At 62.2% G+C, this 22078-nt stretch carries 24 protein-coding genes, 2 tRNA genes and 1 pseudogene; 19 read left to right on the top strand and 8 right to left on the bottom strand.

Annotated elements, in window-relative coordinates:
- Window positions 1–29 precede the first annotated feature (29 nt).
- The 8 genes and pseudogenes from O9Z70_RS03190 to O9Z70_RS03155 all read left to right on the top strand — a co-directional run.
- A complete protein-coding gene (locus tag O9Z70_RS03190; protein WP_286021052.1) occupies window positions 30–1370 on the top strand; it encodes an ABC transporter substrate-binding protein in 1341 nt (446 codons plus the stop codon).
- Window positions 1354–2241, top strand: a complete 888-nt coding sequence (locus O9Z70_RS03185; RefSeq protein WP_286021051.1) for an ABC transporter permease — start codon at window positions 1354–1356, stop codon at window positions 2239–2241. The genes O9Z70_RS03190 and O9Z70_RS03185 overlap by 17 nt, the downstream gene beginning before the upstream one ends.
- 19 nt (window positions 2242–2260) lie before the next feature.
- Window positions 2261–2656 carry a Rid family detoxifying hydrolase gene (locus O9Z70_RS03180; RefSeq protein ID WP_286021050.1) on the top strand — a complete coding sequence of 132 codons (396 nt, stop codon included), beginning with the start codon at window positions 2261–2263 and terminating at the stop codon, window positions 2654–2656.
- Window positions 2657–2676: 20 nt separating this feature from the next.
- Window positions 2677–3273: an HD domain-containing protein gene (locus tag O9Z70_RS03175; protein ID WP_286021049.1), complete on the top strand. Its 597-nt coding sequence runs from the start codon at window positions 2677–2679 to the stop codon at window positions 3271–3273.
- On the top strand, window positions 3270–4031 hold the full coding sequence (locus O9Z70_RS03170) for a GntR family transcriptional regulator (protein ID WP_286021048.1): 762 nt from the start codon (window positions 3270–3272) through the stop codon (window positions 4029–4031). The genes O9Z70_RS03175 and O9Z70_RS03170 overlap by 4 nt, the downstream gene beginning before the upstream one ends.
- Window positions 4032–4826 (top strand): SDR family NAD(P)-dependent oxidoreductase, encoded by a 795-nt coding sequence (locus O9Z70_RS03165; protein WP_286021047.1) that lies wholly within the window; start codon window positions 4032–4034, stop codon window positions 4824–4826.
- Window positions 4827–4837: 11 nt separating this feature from the next.
- Window positions 4838–6481 carry a GMC family oxidoreductase gene (locus O9Z70_RS03160; RefSeq protein WP_286021046.1) on the top strand — a complete coding sequence of 548 codons (1644 nt, stop codon included), beginning with the start codon at window positions 4838–4840 and terminating at the stop codon, window positions 6479–6481.
- Window positions 6482–6631: 150 nt separating this feature from the next.
- A pseudogene (locus O9Z70_RS03155) lies at window positions 6632–6961 on the top strand (ABC transporter permease subunit); the annotation flags it as partial.
- Between the two features lie 35 nt (window positions 6962–6996).
- Here O9Z70_RS03155 and O9Z70_RS03150 read toward each other — a convergent pair.
- Window positions 6997–7071, bottom strand: a tRNA-Gln gene (locus O9Z70_RS03150).
- Between the two features lie 171 nt (window positions 7072–7242).
- Here O9Z70_RS03150 and O9Z70_RS03145 point away from each other — a divergent pair.
- From O9Z70_RS03145 to O9Z70_RS03135, 3 genes are all read left to right on the top strand, one after another.
- Window positions 7243–7319: transfer RNA gene (locus O9Z70_RS03145), tRNA-Pro, on the top strand.
- A 354-nt stretch (window positions 7320–7673) separates the two neighbouring features.
- On the top strand, window positions 7674–8831 hold the full coding sequence (gene nirK / locus O9Z70_RS03140) for a copper-containing nitrite reductase (protein ID WP_286021045.1): 1158 nt from the start codon (window positions 7674–7676) through the stop codon (window positions 8829–8831).
- A gap of 95 nt (window positions 8832–8926) precedes the next feature.
- A complete protein-coding gene (locus tag O9Z70_RS03135; protein ID WP_286021044.1) occupies window positions 8927–9973 on the top strand; it encodes a DNA topoisomerase IB in 1047 nt (348 codons plus the stop codon).
- A 115-nt stretch (window positions 9974–10088) separates the two neighbouring features.
- Here O9Z70_RS03135 and O9Z70_RS03130 read toward each other — a convergent pair whose 3' ends face one another.
- Window positions 10089–10703, bottom strand: a complete 615-nt coding sequence (locus tag O9Z70_RS03130; protein WP_286021043.1) for a biotin transporter BioY — start codon at window positions 10701–10703, stop codon at window positions 10089–10091.
- A gap of 95 nt (window positions 10704–10798) precedes the next feature.
- Between O9Z70_RS03130 and O9Z70_RS03125 the strand changes: the two genes are divergently transcribed.
- Entirely contained in the window at window positions 10799–11716 is a 918-nt protein-coding gene (locus O9Z70_RS03125) for an MBL fold metallo-hydrolase (protein WP_286021042.1), read from the top strand.
- Window positions 11717–12161: 445 nt separating this feature from the next.
- On the opposite strand, the gene aroC is transcribed toward O9Z70_RS03125, so the two are convergent.
- The 4 genes from aroC to O9Z70_RS03105 are packed head-to-tail and all read right to left on the bottom strand — an operon-like array spanning window position 12162 to window position 14663.
- The gene (aroC, locus tag O9Z70_RS03120; RefSeq protein ID WP_286021041.1) at window positions 12162–13277 is read right to left on the bottom strand and encodes a chorismate synthase; all 1116 of its coding nucleotides are present in this window, start codon (window positions 13275–13277) and stop codon (window positions 12162–12164) included.
- A gap of 49 nt (window positions 13278–13326) precedes the next feature.
- Window positions 13327–13716 (bottom strand): type II toxin-antitoxin system VapC family toxin, encoded by a 390-nt coding sequence (locus O9Z70_RS03115; RefSeq protein WP_502870159.1) that lies wholly within the window; start codon window positions 13714–13716, stop codon window positions 13327–13329.
- A gap of 14 nt (window positions 13717–13730) precedes the next feature.
- Window positions 13731–13982, bottom strand: coding sequence for an antitoxin (locus tag O9Z70_RS03110; protein WP_286021039.1), 252 nt, complete (start codon window positions 13980–13982; stop codon window positions 13731–13733).
- Between the two features lie 60 nt (window positions 13983–14042).
- Window positions 14043–14663 (bottom strand): histidine phosphatase family protein, encoded by a 621-nt coding sequence (locus tag O9Z70_RS03105; protein WP_286021038.1) that lies wholly within the window; start codon window positions 14661–14663, stop codon window positions 14043–14045.
- Window positions 14664–14778: 115 nt separating this feature from the next.
- On the opposite strand from O9Z70_RS03105, the gene O9Z70_RS03100 reads away from it, so the two are divergent.
- Window positions 14779–16194 carry an FAD-binding oxidoreductase gene (locus O9Z70_RS03100; protein ID WP_286021037.1) on the top strand — a complete coding sequence of 472 codons (1416 nt, stop codon included), beginning with the start codon at window positions 14779–14781 and terminating at the stop codon, window positions 16192–16194.
- Window positions 16195–16263: 69 nt separating this feature from the next.
- Complete coding sequence (locus tag O9Z70_RS03095) at window positions 16264–16821, top strand: hemerythrin domain-containing protein (RefSeq protein WP_286021036.1); 558 nt, start codon at window positions 16264–16266, stop codon at window positions 16819–16821.
- 73 nt (window positions 16822–16894) lie between these two features.
- Here O9Z70_RS03095 and O9Z70_RS03090 read toward each other — a convergent pair whose 3' ends face one another.
- Window positions 16895–17614: an SOS response-associated peptidase gene (locus O9Z70_RS03090; protein ID WP_286021035.1), complete on the bottom strand. Its 720-nt coding sequence runs from the start codon at window positions 17612–17614 to the stop codon at window positions 16895–16897.
- A 67-nt stretch (window positions 17615–17681) separates the two neighbouring features.
- Between O9Z70_RS03090 and O9Z70_RS03085 the strand changes: the two genes are divergently transcribed.
- From O9Z70_RS03085 to O9Z70_RS03070, 4 genes are all read left to right on the top strand, one after another.
- Window positions 17682–18083: an NUDIX hydrolase gene (locus tag O9Z70_RS03085; RefSeq protein WP_286021034.1), complete on the top strand. Its 402-nt coding sequence runs from the start codon at window positions 17682–17684 to the stop codon at window positions 18081–18083.
- A gap of 50 nt (window positions 18084–18133) precedes the next feature.
- A complete protein-coding gene (locus O9Z70_RS03080; protein ID WP_286021033.1) occupies window positions 18134–18502 on the top strand; it encodes a TIGR02301 family protein in 369 nt (122 codons plus the stop codon).
- Window positions 18503–18592: 90 nt separating this feature from the next.
- Window positions 18593–18874 (top strand): hypothetical protein, encoded by a 282-nt coding sequence (locus O9Z70_RS03075; RefSeq protein ID WP_353057810.1) that lies wholly within the window; start codon window positions 18593–18595, stop codon window positions 18872–18874.
- 62 nt (window positions 18875–18936) lie between these two features.
- The gene (locus O9Z70_RS03070) at window positions 18937–19482 is read left to right on the top strand and encodes a hypothetical protein (protein ID WP_286021032.1); all 546 of its coding nucleotides are present in this window, start codon (window positions 18937–18939) and stop codon (window positions 19480–19482) included.
- A 200-nt stretch (window positions 19483–19682) separates the two neighbouring features.
- On the opposite strand, the gene O9Z70_RS03065 is transcribed toward O9Z70_RS03070, so the two are convergent.
- Window positions 19683–21026, bottom strand: coding sequence for a dihydroorotase (locus O9Z70_RS03065; RefSeq protein WP_286021031.1), 1344 nt, complete (start codon window positions 21024–21026; stop codon window positions 19683–19685).
- A gap of 98 nt (window positions 21027–21124) precedes the next feature.
- Here O9Z70_RS03065 and ygfZ point away from each other — a divergent pair, with 98 nt between their 5' ends.
- Window positions 21125–21964, top strand: coding sequence for a CAF17-like 4Fe-4S cluster assembly/insertion protein YgfZ (gene ygfZ / locus O9Z70_RS03060; protein ID WP_286021030.1), 840 nt, complete (start codon window positions 21125–21127; stop codon window positions 21962–21964).
- Window positions 21965–22078: the final 114 nt, after the last annotated feature.

Below are 22078 nucleotides of genomic sequence, written 5' to 3'. Positions count from 1 at the left end.
GTAAATTAAGACACATGAGGAGGATGTTCTTGTTTAATCAAAAATTCACAGAAACGAAGAAGCGAGAAAGCAGGCGGTCATTACTGATTGCCGCTGCTCTCTGCGCCGCCGTCTTTCCAACCGTTGCGGTGGGACAGGAGGCGCCAGAAGTGCCACAGGTGGAAATCCGGGCATCAATGATGCCTTACTTCGATCACAGCCAAGCCAGCATCGGCCTGGAGAAAGGCTGGTTCGATGAGGTTGGCATTACCTTCCTTCCAGACGGAAAGGGAACGATGCTCACCAGCGCCGATCAGGCGATGGGCATTGCAGCAGCGGGTACTCAGGACGTCATGGCCGGCCTGCCGCAGCTGTTCATGCCAGGTTTCAATAACCTGCCAAAGATGCAGCTCTTTTCTCTTGGTGCTTACTTCAAGGGCTTTGCAATCATGGCCCAGCCGGACGCGGGGTACAGGAGCTATGCCGAGTTCATAGCCGATGGATTGGCTCCAGAAGAAGCGCTCCAGCAATCGATTGCTCAGATGCGCGGCAAGTCATTTGCTTATCCAGCAGAAGCCGCCATCAAGGGGTTTATCGATCTGGCACTGGAGCGGGGCGGTGTCTCACTTGACGAGATGTCAACCGTGGTGGCGCCCGACGCAGAAACGACCCGCCTGATGGAAAGCGATCGAGCCGACTTCCAGGTCGGCGGTGTCCCGTCACGGCTGACCCTTCAGGTGAACGGGTACAAGCCAATCGTTACATCTGGTGACTTGGCATCTGCCGCCAGCCCATCGGCCGATTCTGATGACCTGCGGGCGGTGCTCTATGCCGGGTGGATGGCTACCGATGAGTGGATCGAGAATAATCGCGATACGGCGCTGCGGATGGTCTCGGTCAGCATGAGGATCAACCAGCTTATTAAAGACGATCCGAGTGAGGCCTTGGCTATACATGTACCCTATCTTAACAGCGCCGCAGGAACTGATTTCGACACTGCCACGGGTGAGGTCGTCTACCGTGATCTGAATCCGTATCTGACTTTCGAAGAACAGAAGGCTGTGTTTGATGATCCGGATAACGCGCTCAACATCGAGTATGTGACCGGCTCCGCGATCAAGCTTTACGAAGAACAGGGGATATTTGAGGTCGGGCAGTACAGCTGGAAAGACTTTGTAGTGGCTGACGATCTCTACCACGAGCTCGAGCGTCTGAAAGCCGAAGCGGACGACTTGCTTGAGAGGATTGAGGTCGCTTCGGCAAACGCAGATGAAGCCGCGAAGCAGCAGGCAGCCGAGCTTACGAGTAAGGCGAACGCATTTTACGACGCCTTCGATTTCCTCGATGCTGTTGCCTATGCGAAGGCTGCTCTCGATGGCCTCGGTGGTTGATTTCAACGCAGTTGGGAAGGGTAGCGACGCCGTTAAGGCGCCGCTACCAACTCCCGAGGCGTCTCGGAGCTTTCAAGCCAGGTTCGTCAACTTCCTTTGGATGTTAGGCGGGATTGCGCTGATGCTGGCCGTGTGGACCGCGATCTCTGCGCTCATTGGGCCAAGAAGGCTTCCATCTCCGCTGTCGCTATGGCCTTCCGTTTTTACGGACCTTTACACGAACAAGATTCTTGAATTCCAAGGTGGCGGAAGTCGGGGGCTGATGCCTCACCTTCTCTATACCATTCGCCAGACGCTCCTGGGTTGCGCAATTGGGGCCGCTGTCGGAGGTATTTTGGGCCTCTCAATGGCGAGGTGGATGCGGTTGGCGCTCTTCATGGAGCTGCCACTTAGCGCCCTGCGCTCGGTACCCCCGCTCGCGGCTATACCCTTCATGATCCTCTGGTTCGGACCCTATCCCGAGGCGCAGCTCGGAGTGGTTATCCTCTATGTCGCACTCATGGTCACCGTGAGCATGTCTACGGCAATTGAGAATCTCGACCCTTTGCCGCGGCAACTGGCGATGACGCTGGGTGCGAGCGAGGGACATATCTTCCGAACAGTAGTTCTTCCCGCCACCATACCGGAAGTGGTCGGCGGCGTCCGTGTTGCGGTTGGTATCGCTTGGGGCATCGAAGTGGTTGCCGAACTCGCCGGTGCCCCGATCGGAATGGGGCAGGTGTTCAGCAGGATGATCGCTTTTCAAGAGCTCAGCGTGATCATTGTGGGCATCTTCTGGATCACCGTGGTGGCCGCGATAACGGACGCGCTTATCGTCTCTGTCGCGCGATATCTGACGCGGTGGGCACCACACGAAAATTCATTCCGTTAATTTTGGACAAGGATTCGATATGACCAGCCAGGCTGAACTGGAAATAATTAAGACGGAGCAGGCGCCGGAACCCAACGTGCCGCTTTCACAGGCCGTTCGGATTGGAGGGTTGGTTTTCACCTCTGGGCAGGTTGCGTCAGACCCCGTCAGTGGAGAGTTCGTGGGTGGAGACATTGCAGTGCAAACGGCGCGAGTGCTGGATAACATTACCGCCATACTCCAGGCGGCGGGAAGTTCCCTTGATCGTGTAATCAAGACGACGGTGTTTCTCACGGATACGGCCGATTTTGGCGCTTTTAACGAGGTCTATGGAGGATATTTCAAATCACATCTGCCGGCCCGCTCAACCTTTGTAGTGAAGTTGGCGGGGCCGTATGCAGTCGAAATCGAGGCTGTCGCGGCCACCTCAAAGTAGGAGTCAGAGAATTGGCATCAATGGATGAATTGAGAGCAAGCGTCAGGCGCAGTCTGCCCGAAGTGGAGATGATCTCCGATAAGGATCTTGCTAACAAAGTTGTGGAGGCGTGGGCCCTTTGTCTTTCGCAAAGCGAGTTCACTTCGATTGATGATATTTTGGGCTCAGGGGGCCCGGACACATCACCCATGCGAGATGGCACCCAGACCCACCATATCAGGGGCGTGGCCCGCATGGCTTTGGGACTTGCCGAGCAGCTGGAAAGTGTCACTGGCTCCTGTGGCATTGACCGGGATCTGCTGCTTGCCTGCGCGCTCTGTCATGACGTGGGCAAGCCATATGAGTACAGCCCCGCGAACCAGAAGCGCTGGAGCGAAAGCCCAGGCGCATCCGGATTCCCCGCTATCAGGCATTCTGTCTACGGCGTCCATATCTGCCTGACTGTCGGCCTTCCCGAAGCCGTAGCGCATACTGCCGGGGCGCATTCCCGTGAGGGCAATTTCATCATGCGAAGCCTGGAAAATACTATCGTCTATTTTGCCGACCATGCTTTCTGGGCCATCCTGGAGCGTGCAGAGAGACTCGAGCCGCTTGCTGATGGTCGCATCGTCACATGAGCGTTCAGGAGCCTGGTGCAGAAAATATACGTGTGCCTCAACTGAATCGACGATCCGACGAGCCGTTCGGTGTTACGATAGCCGAGGCGCTGGCGCAGCGACTTCAAAGCATGATCACTCAGCTCGAGCCAGGGTTTGAGCCTGGCCGCCGCTTGGATGTGGAGGCGATTGCCGGACAATTTGGGGTGAGTGCAACGCCCGTCAAGCAGGCACTCAAGAGCCTCGAAGCGAAGTCCCTGGTGGAGATAAAGCCCCGCCGAGGGCATTTTGTGACCCTGCTTTCTGGTGATGACGTGCGAGAGATCATGAACGCACGTGGGGCGCTGGAGCAGGCGGCCATTCGCGCCTGTGCATCTAGAGGATTACCTGAAGCAATATTGGACGCTCTCAAGCAGGCTTTTGATCGTTGTCAGCGTGCGATCTCAAACCAGGACTATGAGGATTACCGTCGTGCCGACCTCCAGTTCCATCGCCTCTGGATGGTAGCCGGTGGTAACCGCCGATTGGTTGAACTTTACGACATTCTGATGGCGCAGGCGCAGATCGTCTACGTTTATGCTCCTCACAGCCCTGAAGACATCAAGGCATCAACTGTGGAGCACGAGAACTTGCTTCGTATAGCCGAAAGCGGCGATCTGAGCCGGCTGGAGGAAGCTATTGGACAGCACTGGAATAAGAGCGCCGACAGAGCTTTAGGCCGCTATCAAGCTTATCTGCGCAAAGGTGAAGATGTCCAAGTGGCGGATGGAGGCTCCTAGGTGCCCCAAGCCAAGAGATCAATCAAAATAGAGCTCACAGAAAGACTGCGTGGCCGCAAAATTCTAGTGAGCGGTGGTGCGTCGGGGATCGGTCGTGCAAGTGCGCTACGCATGGCGGCCGAGGGTGCCTCCATCGCGATCGCTGACCTTAATCATGCGGGTGCTGAATTGACAGCCCAGGAGTGCCGTCGGCTCGGCGTGTCAGCCCGCGCATTTGAAATGAACTGTGCCGAGGACACGAGCGTCTCTCGCGGAATCAGCAAAGCGGTCGAGTGGCTCGGCGGCCTAGACGTGCTTGCCAACATCGCCGGCGTTATGAGCGCGGCTCCGGTAGATGAGATCGCAGCCGGGGAATGGACAAGGGTCTTCGACATCAACGTACGATCGCAATTCCTCACCGTCCGACATGCACTTGATGCGCTAAAAAATAGCGACCGGGCGTCAATTATCAATATGGCCTCCGGCGCGGCCATTAAGGGCGGCGCGGGGCTCACCCTATATGCGGCCTCGAAGGGCGCGTGTGTTGCGTTCTCGCGGACTTTAGCAGTGGAATTGGCTCCTTTTGGAATTCGCGTTAATGCCGTTTGCCCGGGCTTTGTAGATACGCCGTTTAATGATCCCGCAACAGAGATCATGGGCGGGCGAGAGGCGGTCGCGTTTCATGTTGCCAAAGCCATTCCCCTCGGCCGCCAGGCGTCGGCCGGGGAGATCGCACCCTACATCGCTTTCCTGGCTTCTGATGAGGCCTCGTTCGTGACGGGGCAAGCGGTCCTGATAGATGGCGGAATGCTTTAGGTAGGTTGGAAATGAAAAAAATCTCTCCTTTAGACCACATTACACAATCGCAGGAGTTTGATTTCATTGTAGTCGGCGCAGGATCGGCGGGGGGCGTTATTGCTGCCAGGCTAAGTGAGAATCCTGCTTGGTCTGTTCTGCTGATCGAGGCCGGACCGCAGAGCCGCAATCCTTGGTTGGTCCTCCCCATTGGGTTCGCACGGACCTTCCAAAATCCGCGCTTCAACTGGATGTATACGGGTGAGCCAGAGCCCACCCTCGGCGGGCGCCAAATATTCATGCCTCGTGGAAAAGGACTCGGTGGAAGTAGTGCGATCAACGGCATGGTCTTCGTGCGCGGCCACCGCAACGATTTCGATCATTGGCGGCAACTGGGTAACGCTGGTTGGTCCTATTCCGATGTCTTGCCTTACTTCAAGAAGCTGGAATCTCATGAAGGCGGCGAGGACGAGTACCACGGCAGATCTGGACCGGTTCGTACGATCCAGTCGGATTGGCGCAATCCCGTTACGGAGGCGATCATCGCGGCGGCCCAGGAACTCGGGATTCCCAGAAATTCGGATCTTAATGGCGAAAATCAGGAAGGCGCCGGCTATTTTCAGCTATCGCAAAGCCGGGGACTACGCTCTTCAATTGCAAGGGCGCACCTCAAAGAGGCCCGTGGCCGGCCGAACCTGCAAATTGTAACGGACGCGCTGGCGGAGCGAATTCTTGTAGAGGATGGAACAGCTACTGGCGTTATTTATTCGCGCGGGCAACAGAGGATATTGGCCCGCGCACGCCGTGAGATCGTCGTATCTGGCGGTGCCATCAACTCTCCGCAGTTGCTGCAACTGTCGGGCATCGGACCGGGAAATCTGCTGTCCGACCACGGCATTCCGGTCTTGGCCGATCTACCCGGCGTGGGTGAAAACCTGCAAGATCACTATTCTGCACCGGTGCAGTACCGGATAAATGGCCCCTGGACCCTCAATCACCAGCTTGGAACACTCCCGCGTCAAGCGGCCGCGGCGTTGCGCTATGCGGCGCGGCGCGACGGCCCTCTCACGGTCGCGGCGGGCGTCGTAGGGATATTTGCGCGCACGCTGCCGACGCTTGATCACCCAGATGTGCAGATACACTACTTCCCCTTCTCACGGGAGGATGCCGAGTGGGGCGTACGGCTACACCGGTTCTCGGGTGTCTCGGCGATCGTAGACCAGCATTTGCCGCAGAGCAGAGGCTATGTACGCTTGCGCTCCGACAACCCTCGTGTTCCACCGGCAATCAGAGGGAACTACCTTGATGCGGAGGAGGATCGGGAGACGATTATTCGCGGCCTCAGATTGTTACGGCGGCTATTTGCCACGAAATCGATGAAGCCATTGGTGATGGAGGAGGTGTCACCCGGGACAGGAGTTCAGTCCGACGAGGAACTCCTAGCCTACGCCAAGGCAAAGGGGGAATCCAGTTATCACCTGAGCGGCACCTGCTCTATGGGTCCCGCCAGTTCGGCAATGTCGGTCGTGGACGAGCGGCTCCGGGTACACGGTGTGGCGAGGCTCCGGGTGGCCGATGCGTCGATTATGCCAACAATTGTCTCCGGGAACACTAATGCGACCAGCATCATGATCGGCGAAAAAGCAGCTGCCATGATTGCCGAGGATGCGGTGTGATATGCTAGGCTAGGCCTGTATCCCAATTGTGTTGTCGTGTGGTCTGTGGGTTCCAGAATCTGAGAAGGCTCGGATGATGGCGGATCATTCTGGCTGTCGGATGCGCAGTAGCGGCGATTGAGCCGCACATTCCCAAAATGTATAAGGGCGCGCGAGGCGGCGAAGATGGATTCGGCCAGTGAATGGCGCATCTTCACGCGCATCTACCTGCCGATGAACTGGGGCATCACCACGGCGCTGGCCATCGTCACCTTTATCGGCGCCTGGAACAATTTCCTCTGGCCGTTCCTCGCCGTATCGCGGCCCGAAATGATGAACGTCGCCGTCGGCATCACCCAGGTCAACGACGCCTTCGGGGTCCAATACGCCCGCGAACTGGCCGCCGCCATCCTCGCCGCGCTCCTCGTCGCCGTGCTCTACCTCATTTTCCAGCGCCGCGTGACCCAGGCCATCATGCTCTCAGCGGGGGTCAAGGGGTGATCCAGGCCGGCTTTGGCCGCAACGATCATACCGAATGGCTGGGGCGCCAGGATTCGAACCTGGGAATGTCGGTACCAAAAACCGATGCCTTACCACTTGGCGACGCCCCAACTGGCGCGGTTCCTACACGGTTTGTCTTTGCTTCGCAACACGAGTCGGACCGTGAAGAAAAGGTTGTGCGAGGCGCTTGAACACTGGCGGACACGCGGCTATAACGCCGCCACATCGTGGCCGCGACCGGAATTGCCGGACGCGAATATATCCCGGCGTCACGAGCCTGACGGAGTATAGCGCAGCCTGGTAGCGCACCTGCTTCGGGAGCAGGGGGTCGGGTGTTCGAATCACCCTACTCCGACCAATCGACCCCGGCCTTTGCGAAGGCCGGGGTTTTTCGTTCCGACACGAATGCGCGTGTCGAGGCGGGGGAAAGCCATCCCTCATACCGGCCTGTGATTTCCCGCACGAGCCGCCTGCGCGAAACGCAGCGCCGCCGCCTTTATTTCCATGCTGCTCCGCCAGCCCGGAGCGACAGGCGACCGCGCTTCAATTTCGGCGTCTTGGCAGAGCCATCCGATGTCGCGGCACATGCTCGCCGTCAGGATTGCGCCACCGTGCCCGCGCGCTTCGCCGGCATGATTGAACCTTCACCAATGTCCTTCGTTTGCACTTAAGCCGGCCTGCGGCGGGCCTTGTTGTTCGAGGAGATGAACCAGTGACTGACACGAAAGACGAAACGCCATCCGCTCCAGTCATCAGCCGCCGCAGCCTGCTTGCCGGCACCGCCGGTCTGACGCTTGCCGGCACGATCGGCGGCCAGGCCATGGCGCAACAGAGCGAGAGCGCCGCTCACCAGCATGCGACGCACATGTCTCATGGCAGCAGCAGCCTCAGCGGCCGGCTCTACCAGGTCAATCCGGAAATGCCGGAGCATAACGACATCGCCCATGATCCGGCCGACGTGCCGCCGCCGATCACGCGACGCGAGCCGCAGACCATTCGCGTCGAGCTGGAAACGATAGAATTGGAGGCCCATCTCGACACCAATAGCACGTTTCGCTTCTGGACCTTCAATGCGCGCGTCCCCGGGCCGTTCATCCGCGTCCGGGTCGGCGACACGGTGGAATGCTACTTCAAAAATGCCGAAGACAGCTGGATGGCGCATAATGTGGATTTCCACGCCACCACCGGCCCCGGCGGCGGCGCCGTTCTGACCACGGCGCTTCCCGGCGAAGAATTCGCCTTCCGTTTCAAGGCCCTCAATCCGGGGCTCTATGTCTATCACTGCGCCGTGGCGCCGGTGGCGCTGCACATCGCCAATGGCATGTACGGTATGATTCTGGTCGAGCCGGAAGAGGGCCTGCCGCCCGTCGACCGCGAATTCTACGTGATGCAGGGCGAGCTCTATACCGAAGAGGAATTCGGCAGTGCGGGCCTGCTGACCGAGAGCTATGACAAGCTCGTCAACGAGCGCCCGGAATATTTCGTCTTCAACGGCCATGTCGGGGCGCTCACCGAGCATTTCCCGCTCAAGGCCAATGTGGGCGAGACGGTGCGCATTTTCTTCGGCGTCGGCGGACCGAACTTCACCTCGTCCTTCCATGTGATCGGCGAGATATTCGATCGCGTATATATGAACGCCTCGCTCACCAGCCCGCCGCTGACCAATGTCCAAACCGTGTCCGTCCCGCCAGGGGGCGCCGCGATGGTCGAGTTCAAATGCGAAGTCCCCGGCCGCTATGTGCTGGTGGACCACGCCCTGTCGCGCGCCGAACGCGGCCTTGCAGGCTATCTGATTGTCGACGGCGACGAGCAGCCCGACATCTTCTCGCCGATCGGCGAGCCGCCGGACCCGGCAATGTCCGGCCATTGATCGGATAAAGCCCGCCGCGTTCCCGTTCACCATGGCGCGGGACGGGAACGCTTATCGCCTTGTTTCATTTCGCCTAGGAAGTGGAGCGCTGGGCGATGCAATTGGCGAAAGTGGTTCTGGACCGGATGCGGGCCGACGAGATCGGGCCGGCGCCGCAATTGGTGTTTTCTTCCGATGAAGACCCCGGCTGGCAGCGGCAGCGGCGCGGCAGGGGCTTTTCTTATGGCGATGGCGGAAGCCGCCGCCCCGATGCAGCCGATCGTGCCCGCATCCGCGCCCTGGCCATCCCGCCGGCCTGGACCGATGTATGGATCTGCAAGGATGCCCGCGGCCATATCCAGGCCACCGGCCGCGACGAAAAGGGCCGCAAGCAATATCGCTACCATGCCGATTGGACGCAGCATCGCAGCGCCACCAAATTCGATACCCTGTCCGATTTCGCCAGGGCCCTGCCCGGCCTGCGCGAGCAGGTGCAAAGCGATCTGCGCCGCCGCAGCCTCGGCTATGAGCGCGTCCTGGCCTCCATCGTCTGGCTGCTCGACAACAGCCTGATCCGCGTCGGCAATCCCGCCTATGCCCGCGACAACAAGAGCTTCGGCCTCACCACCTTGCGTAACCGCCATGTGGAGATCACCGGCTCGACCCTGCATTTCCACTTCAAGGGCAAATCCGGCAAGCAATGGCGGCTGCAACTGGCCGACCGGCGCATTGCCCGCCTCGTCAGGACCCTGCAGGACATGCCCGGCCAGCATCTGTTCCAATATGAAGGCGAGACCGGCCGCTGCGCCGTTTCCTCGCGCGACGTCAACGATTATATCGCCGCCTTTGCCGGGCCGGATTTCACCTCCAAGCACTTCCGCACCTGGGCCGCCAGCGTGCGCGCCTTCGGCCTGTTCTGCGATATCCCATTGCCCGACAGCAAGGCCGGCCAGGCCCGCACTATCAACGCGGTCATCGACCAGGTGGCGGCGAAACTGGGCAATACCCGCGCCGTCTGCCGCCAATGCTATGTGCATCCGGCCATCGTCGCGGCCTGGCAACAGCGCGAACTGCGCCGCTCCGGCCGGCTGAAACCGGTGGAAGGGTTGGACGAGGACGAGGTGGAAACGGCGGCCTTCCTGAAAAGATCGGTGCTCTCATAGACCTCATCCAGAGCCTCCCGCGCTTGTCGAAGCCCGAGGTCGCCGCCGCCGGCACAGGCCAGCAAAAAAGGCCGGCGTCTCCGCCGGCCTTTTCAAAATCTGTGAGTCGGAAAACTCAGCGCTTCGAGGCGATCAGGCTCCACAGCCCGGTCACGGTCAGCGCGGCAAAGGCCATTTTGAGGATATCCCAGACGATGAAGGGCTGCACGGCGCCAGCCCAGGCCGAGGCGAGCAGATTGGTCTGGTCGATCCACTGGGCCTGGCCGGACATGGCCAGCAACCAGGCGAAGCCGAAGAAATAGAGCACGGCGGTCGCCACCAGCATGGCGCCGAACAGCGCGAAGGGGCGGCCCGAAGCGCCGCGATCGGCGGCATAGCCGATAATGCCGGCCTGGGCGAGAAAGCCGATCAGGAAGCCGCCGGTGGGGCCGAGCAGGTAGATTGCACCGCCGCCCGTGGCGAAGACCGGCAGGCCCATGGCGCCTTCAAGCAGGTAGAGCGCCACCGTGGCAATGCCGATTCGCATGCCGAAGCCGGCGGCCAGCGCGGCGATGGCGAAGCTTTGCAGCGTCACCGGAACCGGCCATACCGGCACGTTGATCTTGGCCGCTGCGGCGATGAGCAGGCTGCCCAGAACGACGATTGCGGCATTGATCGCCAGCTTGGCGACCTGGCCCTTGGGCTGAAATACGCCGAGCAGCGTATTGGGCGTGGTCAAAGTCACGGCCATTTCGTACCTTCCATGCTTGCAGTGAACGCCTGCCTCCGATTGGGATCAGGATCGTTCAGTCCCTGGCTTCTTACTTTCTCGTGACCATTCGTGCAATGGCAAGCTCCGCTCCGCCCCTCGTCTTCGACACCGAATTTCGCCCCGAACATGGCCGGCCCGTCGCCGAAGCGCCGGGAATCGTGCGGGTCACCGCGCCCAATGCCTCGGCCTATACGTTTACCGGCACCAATAGTTTTCTTCTGGGCCACGAGCGGCTGGCGCTGGTCGATCCCGGCCCCGAGGACTCGAGCCACGAAGCGGCGCTGATTGCGGCCATTGCCGGGCGTCCGCTCACGGCCATCCTCCTCACCCACACCCATAAAGACCACAGCGCCGCGGCGGCGAAATGGCGCCGCGAGCACGGGGTGCCGCTTTGGTTCGGGGGCAGGCACCGCCTGTCGCGGCCGCGGCGGCGCTTCGAGATCAACCCGGTCGGCCCGTCCTGCGATTGGGACCTGGTGCCCGACCGGCTGTTGACGGATGACCAGACCATCCCGGCCGGCGACCTCGAGCTGACCGTCCACGCCACGCCAGGCCATTGCGCCAATCATCTCGCCTTCGGCCTCGGCGGAACCGATATCCTGCTATCCGGCGACCATGTCATGGGCTGGAATTCCACCCTCGTCTCAGTGCCGGACGGCTCGATGGCCGATTATCTCGCCTCGCTCGACAAGGTCATCGCCCTGCCCTATGCCCGCTACCTGCCCGCCCATGGCGGCCCCATCGCCAACGGCCCCGCCCACGCCGCCGCGCTGAAGGCCCATCGGCAGAACCGCAACGACCAGCTCATCGCCGCCATCGGCAATGGCGCCCGCACGCTTCACTCCGTGGTCGCGGCGATCTATCCCACCCAACCCACCAAACTGCGGCGCGCCGCCCGCATGACCATGGCGGCGCATGTCGAATATCTGGAGGCGCGGGGCGAATTGCGGGTGCAGCGCGGATTGTTGGGAACATCGCTGTCGCTGCCATAGGCCCCCAAGATCCCATAGCCGCCTAGCCCCATAGACCTCATCCTGAGCTCGTCGAAGGACGAGGTCGCGGCCACCGAGCTACCGACCTCGTGGTTCGACAGGTTCACCATGAGGTCGAGGATAGAGCGGTGTGGGAAAAGCCGACGCCATCGGAGCCTTTCCTCAAAACCACCACTCGTCACCCTCGCGCTTGACGCGAGGGTTCTTTGTTCGTGGGCATTGTCGCCAGAGCCCTCGCGTCCAGCGCGAGGGTGACGATCCGAGAAGAAAGCGCCATCCACGCCATAGCGGATGGCCTTTCGAGGGGAGCGAACCTCACCAGCAACTCCCCGCAAACATTTCCCCCATAGACCTCATCCTGAGCCTGTCGAAGGGCGAGGTCGCGGCCATTGAGTTCCCGACCCTGCTCGACAATCTCAATCTGAGGTCGACATGGGAACGCCCCTCAGTCCCGCTGGAACCCCACGGCGCCTTCGCGCCCGGTCTGGCCGCGATGGCGCAGCATGTGGTCGGCCAGCACCAGCGCCATCATCGCCTCGCCCACCGGCACGGCGCGGATGCCCACGCAGGGGTCGTGACGGCCCTTGGTGACGATATCGGTGTCCTCATTGGCGATGGTCACCGTCTGGCGCGGGGTGATGATCGAGGAGGTCGGCTTGACCGCGAAGCGGCAGACGATCGGATCGCCATTGCTCACGCCGCCCAGAATTCCCCCGGCCTTATTGGAGAGGAAATAGGGCCGCTCCGCGCCGGCGCGCATCTGGTCGGCATTGTCCACGCCGGTCAGGCTCGCCGCCTCGAAACCGGCGCCGATTTCCACCGCCTTGACCGCATTGATGCTCATCATCGCCGAAGCCAGGTCGGCGCTAAGCTTGCCATAGATCGGCGCGCCCCAGCCCGCCGGCACGCCCTCGGCCACCACTTCGATGACGGCGCCGACCGAATTGCCCTGCTTGCGGATGGTGTCGAGATAATCGGCCCAGAGCGCCGCCGCCTGGGCGTCGGCGCAGAAGAACGGGTTCTGGCCCACCTGGTCCCAGTCGAAATTGGCATAATCGATCTTGTGCGGCCCCACCTGCACCAGGCTCGCCCTGATGGTCACGCCCGTGAGCACCTGCCGCGCCACCGCGCCGGCGGCCACCCGCGCCGCGGTCTCGCGCGCCGAGGTGCGTCCGCCGCCGCGATAGTCGCGAATGCCGTATTTCTGGTCATAGGTATAATCGGCGTGGCCCGGGCGATATTTGTCGCGGATATCCGAATAATCCTTGGAGCGCTGGTCGGTATTTTCGATCAGCAGCGAAATCGGCGTGCCGGTGGTGCGCGGCCCGTCGCTGCGCTCGTCCTCGAACACGCCGGAGAGGATTTTCACCTGGTCGGCCTCGCGGCGCTGGGTGGTATATTTCGATTGCCCGGGCTTGCGCCGATCGAGGTCGCGCTGGATCATGTCCGGCGTCAGCGCGATATTGGGCGGGCAGCCATCCACCACCACGCCCAAAGCCGGCCCATGGCTCTCGCCCCAGGTGGTGAAACGGAAAAGATGCCCGAACGTATTGAAAGACATGGCGCAGCCCCTTGGGTTGAGGGCTTTCTAGGGAGCGCGGGGCGTCAGGTCAATCGAGCCAGTTTTCGACCCGGAGATCGGGAACGCGCGTGAATTCGCGGACATTGGCCGTGACGAGGACGACATCGAGCGCCAGTGCATGGGCAGCGATGAGCATATCCATCGGGCCGATTGGGCGGCCCTGCCCTTCCAAAGCGCTGCGGATTTCGGCATAGGCCCGGTCTGCGGGAATATCGAAGGGCATGATCTGCATGAATTCAAGGGCCCAGGACATCTGCCTGGCCAGCCGGCCCGATCCGCTGCGCACAATTCCGTACCGCAACTCCGCGAGGACGATGGCCGAAATACACACGCGGCCGATACCATAGGCCCGCAGACGCTGACCAACCACGCCTTCGGGATAGCGCATGAAGTCGGACACGATGTTCGTGTCCAACATGATTTGAAGCTCGCTCAAAGGTTGACGTCGTCGGTCGGCAGCAGGCCCTCGTCAACGTCGGGCCAATCCACGTCGATGGTTTCCATCTGATCGAGAATCTCCGCCCAGGTCTTCGGCTTCGCCTTCGAGGGTGTGACAGGCTCAACGATCAGGGCGCCGCCGTCCTGGCGAATGGTTACCTCGGTATCAGCAGTCGCAAATTCCTTCGGAATCTCGATGACGCGCCGGTCACCGTCCCGAATTATCCGCGTAACGATCTCATTCACTTACGCCTCCTCTGGAAGCCAGCCTCTTCAAAATAGGCCCGAAACGCCCCCGCAACAAGTTCAGACGTCGCCCACTCCGATCAGTTCCATCCGGCCTGGCGTGAAATGCATGATCACATCTTGCGGCGGCGCCCAGTTGATCACGTCGACCACCGGCGCCCGCTCGATCAGGACGCGCAGGGTGCGGGCGATGCCGCCATGGGCCACCACCACCGACGGCCCGTTGAGCACGGCGGCGAATTCGTTCAGCCGCGCCTCGACATCGCGGTAATTCTCGCCGTTTTCCGGCCGGAAATCCCAATAGGTCTCGTCGCGCTCGCCTGGCGCCAAAGCCATATTGGCGGGCAATTCCTCGTGCAGGCTGCCTTCGAGCACGCCGAAGCTGATTTCCATCAGCCGCACGTCGAACTGCACTTCGGGCAGGTGCTGGGCAAAGCCCATGCGCACCCGTTCCATGGTTTCGCGCGTGCGTCCCAGCGGCGAGGCATGCCATTCGAACACCGCCGGATCGAGCCCGCGCGCCGCAAACAAGGCCGCCAGAATCTTGCCGTTCTGGCTGGCCTGGCCCTTGCCCTTGTCGTTGAGCGGGATGTCCTTGCGGCCCTGATAGCGGCGTTCGGCGTTCCAGGGCGTTTCACCATGCCGGATGAAATAGATTTCCGGCCAGTTTAGGGAGGTCATGTCGTCTCGCGCGGCTTGGCGCGTCCTATGCTGGAGTCGTCTGCCTGCTTGTGGCACATGGAGTCCGGGGCGGACAAGCTCGCCCTCTCGAACGTCGCCCAAATCCGGATCTGCCATGCCCCTTTCCGCCGCCGAGATCGTCTCCGCCCTTTCCGCCCTGGTCGGCGGCGACAATGTCGTCGGCGAGGTCGGCAGGATGGGGGCCTGGCTCAACGAGCCGCGCAAGCGCTTCCACGCCGCCGCCGCCGCCGTGGTTACCCCGCCCGATGTCGCGGCGGTACAGGCGATCATGCGCTGGGCCCACGAAAACCGCGTCTTCATCGTTCCGCAGGGCGGCAATACCGGACTGGTCGGCGCCCAAGTGCCGCTGCGGGGCGACGAAGTCATCCTCAGCCTTGCCCGGCTCGACCACATCCGCTCGCTCGACGGTGCCGCCGGCTATATGGTGGCCGAGGCGGGCGTGATCCTCGAAAACGCCCATCGGGCCGCCGAGGAGGCCGGCGCCATGTTCCCGCTCTGGCTGGCCTCGCAGGGCTCGGCGCGCATTGGCGGCGTCTTGTCCTCCAATGCCGGCGGCGTCAATGTGCTGGCCTATGGCAATGCGCGCGAACTGACCATGGGGGTCGAGGCGGTGCTGGCCGATGGCCGGCTCTATAACGGGCTCAATGCGCTCAAGAAGGACAATACCGGCTACGATCTCAAGGACCTGCTGGTCGGCGCCGAAGGCACTCTCGGCATCATCACCGCCGCCAGTTTGAAACTCTATCCCCTCCCCGAGGATTACGAGACCGCCCTGGTCAATGTCGCCTCGCCCGATGCGGCGCTGGCGCTGTTCCAGCTGATGCGCGAGCGGGTCGGCTCGCGGCTCAACGCCTTCGAGCTCGTGCCCTGGATCGGCCTCGACATCCAGCTCCGCCACACCATGCTGGACGCCGATCCTTCCGCCAGCGCCTCGCCGTGGTATGCGCTGATCGAATTGACCCGCATGGCCGGAACCGAGCCCGGCTCGCTGCAATCCGCGCTTGAAACCGCCTTCGAAAAAGCCCTGATTTCCGACGCGGTGATCGCCGAATCTCTCGCCGACCGCACCCGCATGTGGGCCTTTCGCGAGCAGATGAGCGAGTGCCAGTCGCGCGAGGGCGCCTCGATCAAGCATGACGTCTCGGTGCCCGTCGCCGCCATTCCGCGCCTCATCGCCGAAGGCTCCGCCGCCGCCGAAAAGCTGGTGCCCGGCATCCGTCCGGTGCCTTTCGGCCATATGGGCGACGGCAATATCCACTTCAATTTCTCCATGCCCGTCGGCGCCGATCCCCAGGCCTTCATGGCCGAATTCGACGACGCCGTGCACGACATCATCTATGATATCGTGCTGAAGCTCGGCGGCTCGGTTTCCGCTGAACACGGCATCGGCCAGCTCAAGACCGGGCTGCTGAAACAGGTCAAGGACCCGGTGGCGCTGGAGATGATGCGGGCCATCAAGACCGCGCTCGACCCGCGCGGCATCCTCAATCCGGGCAAGCTGCTGGGCTGAGCCTCATGTGCCTTGGTTCTCTCGATGTGGGTTCTTGCATCGGGCCGGTGCCTGCTCCATCTAAGGGCAATGCTTGACGATATCGAATTTCTCGACGACGCCACCCGCCCCGCGGCCCCCAAGCTCGAGGGGCTGACCCCGGGACAGCGGGCGGCGGGCGAACATCTCAAACAGATTCACGATCACCTGCGCGCCAATATGGTGACGCTGGGCAAGCTGATCGAGCGCGCCCATGCCGGCACGGTCACCCCGGCGCAGGTCGCCGCCGAGACCGGCAATATGGAAATGGTGTCCAATTTCCGCCGTTTCGGCAATCTGTGCGGCCAATATTGCCAATTCGTCCACACCCACCACTCCATCGAGGATGCGCATTTGTTCCCGGCTTTGGCGCAGCAGGGTCCGGTGTTCAAGGCCATTGCCGACCGCTTGCAGGCCGAGCATGTGGTGGTGCATGAATTGCTGCTGCGCCTCATCGACGCCCTCAACGCCCTGGCCGGCGAACCGACGCCAGAGCGGTTCGAGGACACCAAGACGGTCTATCACGCACTCGAAAAAGTGCTGCTTTCGCATCTGGGTTATGAAGAAGACGCCATGGGCGACGCCCTGGGCTATTTCGGCATCATGTAGGGGCCGTGCCGCGCCGGTTTTGCGTGCCGATATAGGGGCGCGACTCGCACAGGCAATCCATGCCGGCTGGCCGTCAGAACAAGCTCATCTGCCCGCCTGTGCCGGCCGGCGTCTTCTCCGCCGCCGCCAGTGCCGCGATCAGCCCGGGATCGTCGTCGCGCGCCGCATTCACCCGCGTCGACACCGGATGGAATTTCAGCACCCCATCCGCCAGCGGCAGCGCCATCTGCACCGCTTCGCGGGCCCGCACGTCGCGGACATTCAGCCAGGCATCCTGCTCGGCCTCGGAGAGCAGGATGGCCGGCATGCGGTGGTGAATGGCCGCCAGCTGGGCATTGGCGGCCACGGTAATGGTGGCGACGCTGTCGACTTCCTCGCCATTGGGGCCGGACCAGGTCGCATAAAGCCCCGCCAGCGCCAGCGGTGCGCCATCCTGGCGGGTGATGTAATAGGGCCGCTTCTGCTTGTCCGGCCCGGTATGCCATTCATAATAGCCGCTGGCCGGCACGAGGCAGCGCCCATGCTTGAGCGGATCGCGAAAAGCCGGCTTGTCCGCCATGCTTTCGGCGCGGGCATTGACCAGCAGCGGAAAGTCGCGCGGGTCCTTCACCCAGCCGGGCACCAGCCCCCAGCGGGCGAAATGCGCCTCGCGCCGCCCCGCTGCCTCCCAGATGGCGACAATGGGCTGGGTCGGTGCGATATTGTAGCGCGGCACAATTTCGACGTTGTTCAGCAGCTTATACAGCTCCCGCATCGTTTCCGGCGGCAATGTCGAGGCATAGCGTCCGCACATGACGTGTCTCCTTTACCGATCCAGAGGTAGACTCTCCCAAAGCGAATCGCAAACCAGCTCAAGGGCCATGATTGACCAACCCAATGCCGCCAGCGTCGGCATCATACGCGACGGCACCATCCTCATCATCAAGCGCGCCAAGGCGCCCTACCAGAACCTATGGACCTTTCCCGGCGGCCGCATGGACCCGGGCGAAACGCCGGAGCAATGCGCCATCCGCGAGATCGAGGAGGAATTGGGCCTGGTGATCCGCAATCCGCGCCACGCGCTCACCCAGGAACTGGGCCGCGACGGCACCTATCGCCTCGCCGTCTTCGCCACCACCGATTTTTCCGGCACCATCCGCCCGTCCGACGAAGTCGCCGACTACAAATGGGCCGATCCCGGCATGCTGCCGGCCCTGCGCACCACATCACGGCTCGATGACGTGATCGGAGAATGCTTCAAGCTGCTGGGGGAAAACTGGTAGATAGGTCCGAACTTTTCACGCATTCGCCGGGCGACGACGAAGGACATTCCGTGATTTTGCGCCGCTTCATCGCTTCCATCTGCCTGGGCCTGTTCCTCGCCGGCCCCGCCCTGGCCATCGATCCGCCCTATCAGCGGCAGATGGAGCGCCTCGCCGAGATCATGGGCAGCCTCTATTTCCTGCAACCGCTCTGCAAGGCGGGCAGCGAGGACTGGCGGGCGGAAATGGCCGAGCTGATCGCGCTCGACGAGCCGGACGAGGATCGCCGCCAGCGGCTGGCCGGCGCCTTCAATGGCGGCTATACCGCGTTCGCCCGCTCCCACAAGCAATGCACCCCCGCCTCGCGCACCGCCCTGACCCGGCTCCTGACCGAAGCGCAGCAGCTCTCGCGGGAAATCCATACGCGGTTTGCCGAATAGAGGGTTAACGCCGCCAGGCAATTGCCTACCGGGCGTTAACCTTTGGATTACTTCGCCCGCGCACCGGGCCATGCTGCGTGTTATGCCGCCATGATGAGCACGAGCAAATCCATCTTTTCGCCAGCGTCGGGGACCGGTCCGTTCGACCGCAATCAGGCCGAACGCCAATTGGCGCTGGAATATCTGGCCGAAGCCTGGAACGGCGCCGAGGAAGACGGCCTCGAAAGCGCCTCGCTCGCCCATGCCTCGCTGTTTGCGGCGCTCGCCACTTTTGTGCGCCTGCATGGCGAAGAGGCCACTGCCGACCTCATCTCGCAATTGCCCGACCGCATCCGCAACGGCGAATATAATCTCGAGCGCGTGCTGCAATAATCCGGGCCGCCATATCCATGGCACACTCTGCTCCCAACCTGCCGCAAACGGGAGTTTCGACCATGCGCCTCGCCATAGCCCTCGCCGCCGGTTTCGCCCTGTCCATGCCCGCCCTCGCCCGGGAGGAGGAATGGGTCTGGCCCATTCCCCAGATCAGCTCCGACATTTCCGCCCTGCCCGCGCCCGTCCGGGCCAAGCGCCAGGCGCTGATCGACGCCGCCCGCACCGGCGATATCGCGGCGCTGAAACCCATCATCGACGCCCAGCAATTCCCGCCCAATGTCAGCTTCGGCGACCCCGTGGATGCGCTGGCCCATCTCAAGGACGTGTCCGAGGACGACGATGGCCGGCAGGTTCTGGGCCTGCTGCTCGACCTTTTCGACCAGCCCTATGCCTTCCACCCCGATGGGGAGGGCGAAACCTATTACATCTGGCCCTATCTCGCCGAACTCGACCCCAATGCCCTCACCCCCGAACAAATCGTCGACGCCTATCGCCTGCTCGACAGCGAGCAGATCGACGGATTGAAGGATTTCGGCGGCTGGTTCTACTGGCGCACCTTCATCAGCGAAAGCGGCGAATGGTCGGCGTTCGTGGCCGGGGATTGAGGACAGCATCGGCGCCCCTTCAGACCTCAAGATAAGGTCTGGCAGAGCTCAGGCGCTCCCGGAAGTTTAGGCCCTTTGCGCCCTTGAATTGTCTCGGAACGTGAGCCCCTTAGCCCCCTCCCCCTTGAGGGGAGGGCCGGGGTGGGGGTGCTGCGGTTCCTGCACATCCGGGAGCCTCGACCCCGCTCCGACACCCACCCTCAATCCGTGCCCTCAAGAACACCCCCCAAAGCCTCGACAAACCGCATCGGCTGCCCGACGCCCGGGGTCACCAATTCGCCCTGCCACATCACCCGGCGCCCGCGCACCACACTGCCCACCGGCCAACCGGTCACGCTCACTCCGTCATAGGGGGTCCAGCCGGCGCGGCTTTTGATCCAGTCATTAGTGATGGTCTCGCGCCGCTTCAGGTCGACGATGGTGAGGTCGGCATCGTAGCCCACGGCGATCCGCCCCTTATTGGCGATGCCGAACAGCCGGTTCGGCCCATGGCTGGTCATGTCGACGAAACGTTGCAGGCTCAGCCTGCCGGCATTGACATGATCCAGCATGGTCGGCACCAGCGTCTGTACCCCGGTCATGCCCGAATGGCTGGCCGGATAGGCATGGTCCTTTTCCTCGCGCGTATGCGGCGCGTGGTCGGAGCCGAGAATATCGGCGACGCCATTGGCGACGCCCTTCCATATCCCCGTCCGATGCGCGGCATCGCGCACTGGCGGGTTCATCTGGGCATAGGTGCCCAGCTTTTCATAGGCGGTCTCGTCCAGCGTCAGGTGATGCGGCGTTACCTCGACGCTGGCCACATCCTTGTGATCGGCGAGATAGTCGATCTCTTCCCGGGTCGAGATATGCAGCACATGGATGCGCTTGCCGGTCTTGCGCGCCAGGCCCACCAGCCTTTTCGTGCAATTGAGCGCCACTTCCGGCGAGCGCCAGACCGGGTGGCTCGACGGGTCGCCCTCGACGCGCAAATGCTTGCGCGCCTCCAGCATATATTCGTCCTCGGAATGGAAGGCGGCGCGGCGCGAAATCGCCCGCAATATCGCTTCCACCCCGTCATCGTCCTGCACCAGCAGCGAACCGGTGGACGAGCCCATGAACACCTTGATGCCGGCGCAGCCCGGCAGCTTTTCCAGCTCGGCCAGCTCACCGACATTTTCATGGGTGCCGCCGATATAGAAGGCGAAATCGCAATGCATGCGGCCGGTGCCGGCGGCGATCTTGGCCTCGAAGGTCTCGCGGCTGATGGTCAGCGGATGGGTATTGGGCATTTCGAACACGCCCGTCACCCCGCCCATCACCGCGCCGAGCGAACCGGTTTCGAGGTCTTCCTTATGCGTCAGGCCCGGCTCGCGGAAATGCACCTGCGTATCGATGACGCCCGGCAGGATATGCAGGCCCTTGCAGTCGACGATTTCGGCGGCGCTGCCGTCGATGCGGCCCAGCGCGGCGATGCGGCCATGCCTGACCGCAATATCGGCCAGCCCCTCGCCGTCATGATTGACCAAGGTGGCGTTCTTGAAAATCGTGTCATACTGCGCCATGTCTCGGTTCCCTACTCTCGTTCGCCTTGTCCGATTTGTCGGCCGGTCCGGCAGACAAAAGTGACATATCGGACCCGCGTCTGCCGAGGCAAGTTACCATGACTATCCATCTGCGTGCCGACCGCGCATTGTTCCGCTTTTCCGGCCCCGACGCCCATAAACTGCTCAACGACGTGGTCACCGGCCATATCCCGCCCGCCGATGACGGCGTCGCCGCCTGGTGGGCGCTCTTGTCGCCGCAGGGCAAGATTCTCGCCGAAGGGCTGGCCGGCTGGCTGGACGAGGCGCTGTGGATCGATGTGCATGAGAGCGTCGCCGACGATTTCTTCAAGCGCATGCGCCTCTATCGGCTGCGCGCCAAGGCCGAGATCGAGGATTTGCGCGAGACCCATCGCGTCGGCTTTTCCGCCGAAACCGTGCCCGGCGGCCAGCGCGACCGGCTCGGGCCGGTGCAATTGGGCTGGCGCGTCATTGCCCCTATCGCCGACACCGCTGCATGGGTCGAGGACGACAGCGCCTATCACGCCGCCCGCATCGCCGCGGGCATCCTGCATCAGGGCAATGACTTTCCCGCCAACGACGCCTTCGCCCATGATCTGGGCATGGACCTGCTCGAGGGCATCGACTTCGTCAAGGGCTGCTATGTTGGCCAGGAAGTCGTCTCCCGCATGAAGCATCGCGGCACCGCCCGCCGCCGCCCGGTCATCGTCTCGGGCCTCGACGCTCCTGCGGGCAGCGCAATTGTCGCCGGCAATCGCGAAGCCGGCACGATCGGCCAGGTCGTCGACGACAAGGCCGTCGCCATTCTCCGCCTCGACCGCCTCACCGATCCAGACGCGGTGCGTGCGGCCGACAAAATCGTCACGCTCGAATTGCCGGCCTGGGCCAATTATCAATTCGGCGGACCTGAAACCGATCCCTCCCAGACCTCATCCTGAGCCAGCCTTCCATAGACCTCAACCTGAACCAGTTCTCCATAGACCTCATCCTGAGCTTGTCGAAGGACGAGGTCGGTAACTCCGTGGCCGCGACCTCGTGGTTCGACAGGCTCA

Origin of the sequence: Devosia sp. YIM 151766 (assembly GCF_030285925.1) — a bacterium.
Lineage (GTDB): Bacteria > Pseudomonadota > Alphaproteobacteria > Rhizobiales > Devosiaceae > Devosia.
The sequence above is the reverse complement of the archived record's forward strand: the minus strand, read 5'-3'. Positions and strand labels throughout refer to the sequence as shown.